This window comes from Sphingopyxis sp. (assembly GCF_035565275.1).
Taxonomy (GTDB): domain Bacteria; phylum Pseudomonadota; class Alphaproteobacteria; order Sphingomonadales; family Sphingomonadaceae; genus Sphingopyxis.
The window spans coordinates 1-8478 of sequence record NZ_DATMST010000179.1 but is presented as its reverse complement, the minus strand read 5'-3'; the positions used below and the strand labels follow the sequence as shown (position 1 = coordinate 8478).

Annotated in this window: 8 protein-coding genes and 1 pseudogene; 7 read left to right on the top strand and 2 right to left on the bottom strand. The window is 65.3% G+C overall.

All coding sequences use genetic code 11. From position 1 onward, the window contains the following. The 7 genes from odhB to VN047_RS12650 form a co-directional block, all read left to right on the top strand. A partial coding sequence (gene odhB / locus VN047_RS12680; protein ID WP_325543200.1) for a 2-oxoglutarate dehydrogenase complex dihydrolipoyllysine-residue succinyltransferase occupies positions 1 to 960 on the top strand: 960 nt, incomplete at its 5' end. A gap of 4 nt (positions 961 to 964) precedes the next feature. Continuing rightward, positions 965 to 1282 (top strand): hypothetical protein, encoded by a 318-nt coding sequence (locus tag VN047_RS12675; RefSeq protein ID WP_325543199.1) that lies wholly within the window; start codon positions 965 to 967, stop codon positions 1280 to 1282. A 49-nt stretch (positions 1283 to 1331) separates the two neighbouring features. Beyond that, positions 1332 to 2729: a dihydrolipoyl dehydrogenase gene (lpdA, locus tag VN047_RS12670; RefSeq protein ID WP_325543197.1), complete on the top strand. Its 1398-nt coding sequence runs from the start codon at positions 1332 to 1334 to the stop codon at positions 2727 to 2729. Continuing rightward, complete coding sequence (locus VN047_RS12665; protein ID WP_325543195.1) at positions 2729 to 3232, top strand: hypothetical protein; 504 nt, start codon at positions 2729 to 2731, stop codon at positions 3230 to 3232. The genes lpdA and VN047_RS12665 overlap by 1 nt, the downstream gene beginning before the upstream one ends. A gap of 83 nt (positions 3233 to 3315) precedes the next feature. Further along, the gene (locus tag VN047_RS12660) at positions 3316 to 3861 is read left to right on the top strand and encodes a trimeric intracellular cation channel family protein (protein ID WP_414712703.1); all 546 of its coding nucleotides are present in this window, start codon (positions 3316 to 3318) and stop codon (positions 3859 to 3861) included. Between the two features lie 50 nt (positions 3862 to 3911). After that, positions 3912 to 5240: an oxygenase MpaB family protein gene (locus tag VN047_RS12655; protein WP_325543193.1), complete on the top strand. Its 1329-nt coding sequence runs from the start codon at positions 3912 to 3914 to the stop codon at positions 5238 to 5240. Between the two features lie 26 nt (positions 5241 to 5266). Beyond that, entirely contained in the window at positions 5267 to 6169 is a 903-nt protein-coding gene (locus VN047_RS12650; protein WP_325543191.1) for an alpha/beta fold hydrolase, read from the top strand. Between the two features lie 24 nt (positions 6170 to 6193). Here VN047_RS12650 and sppA read toward each other — a convergent pair whose 3' ends face one another. Together sppA and VN047_RS12640 are read right to left on the bottom strand one after the other, a co-directional pair. Next, entirely contained in the window at positions 6194 to 8176 is a 1983-nt protein-coding gene (gene sppA, locus VN047_RS12645) for a signal peptide peptidase SppA (RefSeq protein WP_325543189.1), read from the bottom strand. Positions 8177 to 8254: 78 nt separating this feature from the next. After that, positions 8255 to 8478 (bottom strand): annotated as a pseudogene (locus VN047_RS12640) (NAD(P)-dependent oxidoreductase); the annotation flags it as partial.

Sequence of the window (8478 nt, the reverse complement as noted above, 5' to 3'; positions counted from 1 at the left end):
CCGGCCAAGGCCGAAGCCGCTGCCCCGGCGCCCGCCGCGACCGCAGTGCCGGCCGGCGAGGGCATCGATACCGTCACGACCATGTCTCCCGCGGTCCGCCGCCTCGTGCTCGAGCATGGGGTCGACCCGACGAAAATCCAGGGCAGCGGCAAGGACGGCCGCCTGACCAAGGAAGACGTGCTCGCCGCCGCCAGCGCCGCGCCCGCTGCCGCTCCTGCTCCCGCTGCCGCGCCTGCACCGGCCGCCAGCGGCGCTCCGGGCCGCAAGGAAGAGCGCGTCAAGATGACGCGTATGCGCCAGACGATCGCCAAGCGGCTGAAGTCGGCGCAGGACACTGCGGCGATGCTGACGACGTTCAATGACGTCGACATGTCGGCGGTGATGGCGACGCGCGACAAATATCGTGAAAGCTTCGAAAAGAAGCATGGCGTGCGCCTCGGCTTCATGAGCTTCTTCACCAAGGCTGTGGCGCTCGCCGCGCATGATATTCCGGCGGTGAACGCGCGCATCGATGGCGACGAAATCGTCTATCACGACTATCTCGACGTCTCGGTCGCGGTCAGCGCGCCGAACGGCCTCGTCGTACCTGTCGTGCGCAACGCCGACAGCCTGTCGTTCGCCGACATCGAAAAGGCGATTGCCGACCTTGGCAAGCGTGCCAAGGACGGCACGCTGACGATCGACGACATGACCGGCGGCACCTTCACCATCTCGAACGGCGGCGTGTTTGGCGGCCTGATGTCGACCCCGATCATCAACCCGCCGCAGTCGGCGGTGCTCGGCCTCCACCGCATCGAGGATCGCCCGGTCGTCCGCAACGGCGAGATCGTGATCCGTCCGATGATGTATATCGCGATGAGCTATGATCATCGCCTGATCGACGGCCGCGAGGCGGTGACCTTCCTCAAGACGATCAAGGAAGCGATCGAGGATCCGACGCGCCTGCTGATCGATCTTTGATCCGATGACCACCCTTTCTCCCCGCTTGATTCTGGCTTTCGCTGCAGCCGCCGCTCTGGCGGGCTGCAGCGAGGGTGAAAGCCAGATACAAAAGGGGTTCGAGGACGGATTCAAGACGCAGTTTGTGGAAAAGTTCGGCAGCTCGTGCCGCGCGGCGGCCGAAGGTGCCGGCGCTCCTGCAAAGTTGGTGGCCGAAGTCTGCCAATGTGCGGCGGACGAATTGGTCAAGAAATACAGCGCATCGGAACTGATGAGCCTGTCGCCCGAAACGGCGGAGCCGGTTATGAAGTCATGCGCCGCGAAATCCGGGCTGCCCGTCTGAGCGGATTCGCTCTTCCGGATGCTCAGGCAGAAATTGAGGTAGATTGAACATGGCTGATTACGACTACGACGTCCTTGTCATCGGTTCGGGACCCGGCGGTTATGTCGCGGCAATCCGTGCGGCGCAGCTCGGCCTGAAGACCGCGTGCGCCGAAGGGCGCGAGACGCTGGGCGGTACCTGCCTCAACGTCGGATGCATCCCGTCGAAGGCGATGCTGCATGCGTCCGAATATTTCGAGGCCGCCGCTGGCGGCGCGATGGCGGCCATGGGCATCAAGGTAAAGCCCGAACTCGACCTCGGCACGATGCACGGCCAGCGCAAGGATGCGGTGAAGGGCCTGACCGGCGGCATCGAATTCCTGTTCAAGAAGAACAAGATCGACTGGCTGAAAGGCTATGCGCAGTTCACCTCGAAGGACACGGTCGAAGTCGCGGGCAAGACCTGGCGCGCCAAGAATATCATCATCGCGACCGGCTCGTCGGTGACCCCGCTTCCGGGCGTCGAGGTCGACAACGACAAGCAGATTATCGTCGATTCGACCGGCGCGCTCGAACTCGCGAAGGTGCCGGGCCATATGGTCGTCATCGGCGGCGGCGTGATCGGGCTCGAACTCGGCAGCGTATGGCGCCGCCTCGGCGCCAAGGTCACCGTCGTCGAATTCCTCGACCAGATCCTTCCCGGCATGGACGGCGACGTCCGCAAGGACGCGAACAAGATCCTCAAGAAGCAGGGCATGGAATTCAGGCTCAAGACCAAGGTCACCAAGGCCGAAGTGAAGGGCAAGAAGGCCGTGCTGACGCTGGAACCTGCGGCGGGCGGCGACGCCGAAACGCTCGAAGCCGATGTCGTGCTCGTCTCGATCGGACGCCGTCCGAACACCGACGGCCTCGCGCTCGACAAGGCGGGCCTTGCGGTCAACCAGCGCGGCCAGATCGAAACCGATCATGATTTTTCGACGCAGGTTCCCGGCATCTGGGCGATCGGCGATGTGATCCCCGGCCCGATGCTCGCGCACAAGGCCGAGGACGAAGGAATCGCCTGCGCCGAGAATATCGCCGGCCTGACCGGCATCGTGAATCACGACGTGATCCCGTCGGTCGTCTACACCTGGCCCGAAATCGCTGGCGTCGGCCTGACCGAAGAGCAGGCGAAGGAAAAGGGTGAGGTCAAGGTCGGCAAGTTCCCGATGATGGCAAACAGCCGCGCGAAGACCAACCATGAACCCGACGGTTTTGTGAAGGTGATCGCCGACGCGAAGAGCGACCGCGTGCTGGGCGTGTGGTGCATCGCGAGCGTTGCAGGCACGATGATCGCGCAGGCTGCGCAGGCGATGGAATTCGGCGCGACGTCCGAAGACATCGCCTACACATGCCACGCGCACCCGACCCACAGCGAAGCGATCAAGGAAGCCGCGATGGCGGTGACGGGCAAGCCGATCCACATCTGATGGGTTCACTCTCCGCCTTGAGCATCCGAAGCCTGCTTCGGATGCACTCGGGCGTGGGAGATGAGCTCAGGTCGCGGCAGGTCTGTCGCACGTCCAATAACCCGGCAGGGGATATCGCCGAGCATCTGTTCAGCCACACCTTCGGTTGGGAACTGCAAAACAACTCAAAGGCAGGATTCGACGCGGCCTGTGGCGTGCGCGGGCGCATCCAGATCAAATGCCGGCGCGTAACAGGAACGAATCCGTCGCGTCAGGCGGGAGATATTCGCGACCTGGAACGGCATAGGTTCGACTGGCTTGCAGGCGTCGTCTTTGACGAGGGGTGGGACGTGATCCTGGGCATGCTCATCCCGCACGAACTTGTCGTGCAAAGAGCGTTACCCATTACGCATTCGCGGAGCAGCCGTATCTATTTGCAGAACGACTGGCTGTCTGTGGACGGCGTGGTAGACGTGACCGGGGATTTGCAGCAAGGTTGGTCGCTTCTCGCCGGATCGGAATGACCTTGTTCGACATTGACAACGCGCTGATCGTCCGGCTGCTCGACCTGATCGGTATCGGCGTCTTTGCGCTGTCGGGAGCGCTCATGGCGGTGCGTCTGCGCCAGACGCTGGTGACCGCCGCCTTCTTTGCGCTGGTGACCGGCGTCGGTGGTGGCAGCGCGCGCGATCTGCTGATCGGTGCGCCGGTGTTCTGGGTTCAGGACGGCGCGATCGCCGCGGTATGCATCGCGATCGCGCTGGTCGTGTGGCTCACGCCCGAACGCTGGTGGCAGGGGCAGTTGCTCGAATGGGCCGATGCAGTGGGGCTTGCTGCCTACGCCGTCTTCGGCACGGCGAAGGCACTGGCGTGGGGCGTTCCCCCCGTCCCGGCACTGATGATGGGCGTGATCACGGGCTGCATTGGCGGTACGATCCGCGATGTCCTTGCCGGGGTGCCATCGATTATCATGCGCCCCGAGGTCTATGTCACGGCGGCAGCGCTCGCGTCGGCCCTGTTCCTGCTTCTCCAGTGGCTGGGTACCGGTACACCGATAGCTGCGGTCACGGGGGCGGTTGCCGGATTTATTCTTCGCGGCGCGGCGATCCGCTGGTCACTTGCGCTGCCGGCCTATCGGGACCGCAAGGCCTAGGATTCTGACCCCGGGCTTGCCAAATCCCGAATCTGTGGCAGGCTCGCCTTATGAACAGTGATGTCAGCACCATCGCCCGCCGGGTGCGCGATCAGGCGCGCGCCTTGCCCGACCTGTTCGGTCGCTTCGATTTCGACAAGGCGCCCGAGCGCTGGGCGCCCGAATCCGATGCTGTGAGCGAACTCGGGCGCGTCCGCAGCATCGACCGTGCGACTTATCTCGACGATCCCGACCTGTTGGCGCGCATCCGCGAATATACGATGCTCGGCGACCGGGCGGGGGACGCCTATGCCGCGTTGATGCCGCGCCTCGGATTTCAGCAAACCGTCGCGATGCTCGTCGAGGCGTGCGACAAGGGCGTCGAGGCGGTCGAGGACGCACCGCCCGAGCTGGTCGCGCTGATCCGCGAGATGGAGCAAAAGCCCGAGTGGCTCGATATGGATCTGGTCGAGGAAGGCGCGGCCTATGAACGCAACGCGACCGCAAACCTGTCGCCCTTCCTGATCCGCGGCGCCTTTATCGCGACCTTTCTCAACAAATATTCCGCGCTGCCGATGGCGCTGACCGGTACCCTCGGCCATGCGACCGCGGCGCGGCGGGTAAAGGAGACGGCAACTTTCTTTGCGACCACCGCGCTGCCGGGCGCGCTCGACCGCTTCGGGCCGGGGTTCAAGGCGGCGGCGATGGTGCGGCTGATGCACTCGATGGTGCGCGTCAACGTGCTGTCGCGGCCGGGGATATGGGATGCCGACACATATGGCATGCCGATCCCGCAACTCGACCAGATGCCCGCGGGGCTGATCCCCGTCTATTTCCTGTCGCAGGAGGTTCTGGCGAAGGGGCGCACCAGATTCACCAGGCTCGAGCGGGGGCGCGTCGAACTCGCGCGTTATCGTTGCTATCTGCTCGGATTGCCCGAGGATCTGCTTGCCGACACGCCGCAGGAGATCGTCCGCATCTGGCGTACGCGCAGCGCGACGTTGCGCTACGAATATGACGATCAGGTCTGCGGCGGCTTGCTCCGCGCGACCATGGACGCCGAATTGTCGAAGGACAGCTCGCCCAAGGGGCAGGTGAAGCGCCGCCTCGAACATTCGGTCAGCCGCGTTTTCTTCGTGAAGGCCTTCCTTGCCGGAGACGAGGCACACGCGGCGAGTGTCGGGGTGCCGGTGCGGCGCCGCGATCATCTCATTTACGGCGCGACGATGCTGGGGATCGCAGGACGCATGGCCGCCTATCGCGTTGCCTCGCGCCTGCCGGTCGTCCGCCATCTTGCTGACCGCCGCCTCGTGCGCCGGATCGAACGCCAGCTCGACGGCTATGGCCGCGCCGAATTCACCTCGAACGCCGCAAACTACAAGCCCGCCACAGCGAGCTGATCCGCATTTCCAGCCAAGGGATTTCCATGCAGACCGAACAGGCGACCGTTAACGGCATCAGCATCACTTATGAGGACAACGGGCCGCGCGATGCGCCCGTCATCCTGCTGGTCATGGGTCTTGGCGGCCAGTTGACGCTCTGGCCCGACGAGTTCGTCGACGCGCTCAACGAACGCGGCTTTCGCACGATCCGCTACGATAATCGCGATGTCGGTCTGTCGACGCGGTTCGAAGCCGCGGGGGTGCCGAACCTCAAATGGATGTTCGTCAAAGCCGCGATCGGCCTGCCGGTGCGTCCGGCCTACACGCTGGCCGACATGGCGGCCGACGGCATGGCGCTGCTCGATCATCTCGGCATAGGTCGCGCCCATATCGTCGGGGTGTCGATGGGCGGGATGATCGCGCAGCATATTGCGGCTCGCTATCCCGAACGCGTGCTGTCGCTGACCTCGGTGATGTCGATGACCGGCAACCGGCGCCTGCCGCGCGCGCAGAAGGAGGCGATGCGGGTGCTCGCAAACCGGCCGATGAGCGGCGACAAGGAAGCGCTCATCGCTTATTCGGTCAACGCCGCGCGCGTGATCGGCAGCCCGGGCTATCCGTCGGCGGAGGAGCGGCTGCAGCGCCGCGTGCGGATCGATTTCGAACGCGGCTGGTATCCGCAGGGCGTCGCGCGGCAGATGGCGGCGATCGTCGCCGATGGCGACCGGCGCGCGCTGCTGAGGGAGGTGAAGGCGCCGACGCTGGTCATCCATGGCGAGGACGATCCGCTGGTGCCGCTTCCGGGCGGACGTGACACTGCGGACAATGTTGCGGGCGCACGACTGCTGACAATTCCCGGCATGGGGCATGACCTGCCGCTCGCGCTCGTCGATACGCTCGCCGAGGCGATTACGGAGCATGCGAAGACCGTCGCAGTCGCGGCCTGAACTTCTTCCCGCACGCGGGAGGGGTTATTTCAGCAGCAGCGCCAGCGTTGCGAGGAAACCCTTCGCCTCGGTCTTGCCCGGCCGCGGCACGGCAGGAAGGTAGGCGCGGCAGTCGAGACACGCCGCCTGCACCGATCCCGTCTCCGTCAGCATCGAGATGTCCTGCACCAGCCGCCGCTCGGTGAGCTGGCGGTTCATCGCCGCGATGCCGAACCAGCCGCGCGGCAGCGCTGCGGTTTCCTTCTCTGCGCCCGACCAGCTGGCGAGCATCTTTGAAAACTCGCTCGGCTCGTCCTCGAAATATCTGGCGTGGAAGTCGCCGTCGACCTTTGCGAGCTTCGCGGCGGCGGCAAGGGCATCGGGCAGCCCGCCGAACTGGTCCACGAGCCCGATCTGGCGTGCGGTGCCGCCCGCCCAGACGCGCCCTTCGGCGATCGTCCGGATCTTTTCGATCGGCTGCTTGCGGCTTTTCGCGACAAGGCCGGTGAAGCGGCCGTAGATGTCTTCGACGCTTGCCTGCGCCAGCGCGTTGAATTCGTCGTTCACCCCGCCGAATACGTCGGGCTGGCCCGACAGCGGCGTTGTCGCGATGCCGTCGGCGGTGACCCCGATCTTGGCGAGCGCCTGATCGAAACTCGGCAGGATGCCGAACACGCCGATCGACCCCGTGATCGTCTCGGGTTCGGCGAAAATGCGATCCGCGGGGGTCGAGACCCAATAGCCGCCCGACGCGGCGACGTTCGCCATCGAGACGACGATCGGCAGCTTCTTCGCTTTTGCAGCGAGCAATGCCTGGCGGATTTCCTCGGACGCGAGCACCGATCCACCGGGTGAATCGACGCGGAGAACGATCGCCTTGATGCTGCTGTCGGCGGCGGCATCGAGGATATGCTGCGCGATGGTCTCGCCGCCCGCAACGCCGGTCGGCGCCTCGCCATCGACGATTTCGCCCACGATGGGGACGACGGCGATCGCGCTGCCCTTTTGCGCGGGCGGATTGGCGGCGACCCAGTTTTCGAGCGGGATCGCGTTATATTCCCACGGCTTGCTGTCGTCGGCGGCACCGCTGATCTCGGCGATGCGCGTGTTGAACGCCATGCGGCTGCCGAGCTTGTCGATGAGGCCCGCATCGAGCGACGCTTTCGACAGGTCGTTGCCCGCCGCTTTCACCGCGCCGGCGGTGTCGGCGATATAGGTGTCGAGCCTGGCGGCCGGGCGCGCCTTTTTGACGTCAGTCAGCCAGTTTTCCCAAAGCACGCTGGCATAAGCGAGGTTGGCTTCCTTCGCTTCAGGCGACTGATCGCTGCGCAGATAGGGTTCGACCGCGCTCTTGAAAGTGCCGACGCGGTAGATATGCGCGGTGATGCCGAGCCGGTCCATCAGCCCCTTGTAATAGAGGCGCGATCCGCCGGGACCGGCAACCGCGACGCCGCCGATATTGTCGGCCCAGATCTCGCTGGCGTGCGCCGCGACCTGATAGCTGTCTGTGGTGTAGGCGGTCGCGAAGGCGAGCACCGGTTTCTTCTTCGCGCGCACCTTGTCGACTGCGGCGCCAATCTCGGCGAGCGAAACCTGTCCGCCGCCGAGGAAGCGGTCGAGATCGAGCACGACCGAGGTCACGCGCTTGTCGTCGGCGGCAACTTCGAGCGCGTGGACGACGTCGCGGACGCGGATTTCCTTGAGCTGATCGCTTCCCGACAGCGCGGCGAGCGGGTCGACTTCGGACGGCTGTTCGCTGACCACGCCGTCGAGTGCGATCAGGAGCGCGCCCTGACTGACGGGCAGGCTCGCGTTAGGGCGGCCCGAGAGGAGACCGAACAGCACGACGAAAAAGAGCAGCAGGAAGATGAGCGCGAGACCATCCTTGATCGCGACGAGCAGATTCCAGACCTTGCGGGGAAAGCTGGTGGTCGATTTAGGCCTGTCCTCGCCCGGCAACGGTCGGCGGACGGGGATAGCCCAGGGGCCGGCGGGATCGTTGGGGGTGTTCGCGGTGGTGTCGGTCATGCCGGCAAATCTAGGGGCGCGCCCCGCCCTTGGCAATGCACGCTTCGACGGGCGAACGGTGCAGCCATACCGGCGACGTCAGAGCCAGCCTTCGCGGCGGTACCAGCGCACGGTTTCGGCAAGCGCGTCGTCGGTGCCCAGCTCGGGACGCCAGAGTTCGGGGGGCGGACAGGCGCCTTCGGTCGCCACCCAGTCGGGATGCGCGATATAACGCGCGCGGTCGGGGGTGAGCTTTGCCCGGCTGCGGCGGACGAGCCTGTCGAGGCGCCCGCCGGCCTTGAGCAGCAGCGCGGGGGTGGCGA

Bases quoted from the DNA above. Each gene is read 5' to 3' on its own strand.
- VN047_RS12665 (WP_325543195.1), top strand. From the start codon at position 2,729: ATGGGTTCACTCTCCGCCTTGAGCATCCGAAGCCTGCTTCGGATGCAC.
- VN047_RS12655 (WP_325543193.1), top strand. From the start codon at position 3,912: ATGAACAGTGATGTCAGCACCATCGCCCGCCGGGTGCGCGATCAGGCG.
- VN047_RS12675 (WP_325543199.1), top strand. From the start codon at position 965: ATGACCACCCTTTCTCCCCGCTTGATTCTGGCTTTCGCTGCAGCCGCC.
- VN047_RS12650 (WP_325543191.1), top strand. From the start codon at position 5,267: ATGCAGACCGAACAGGCGACCGTTAACGGCATCAGCATCACTTATGAG.
- VN047_RS12660 (WP_414712703.1), top strand. From the start codon at position 3,316: ATGGCGGTGCGTCTGCGCCAGACGCTGGTGACCGCCGCCTTCTTTGCG.
- lpdA (WP_325543197.1), top strand. From the start codon at position 1,332: ATGGCTGATTACGACTACGACGTCCTTGTCATCGGTTCGGGACCCGGC.
- sppA (WP_325543189.1), bottom strand. From the start codon at position 8,176: ATGACCGACACCACCGCGAACACCCCCAACGATCCCGCCGGCCCCTGG.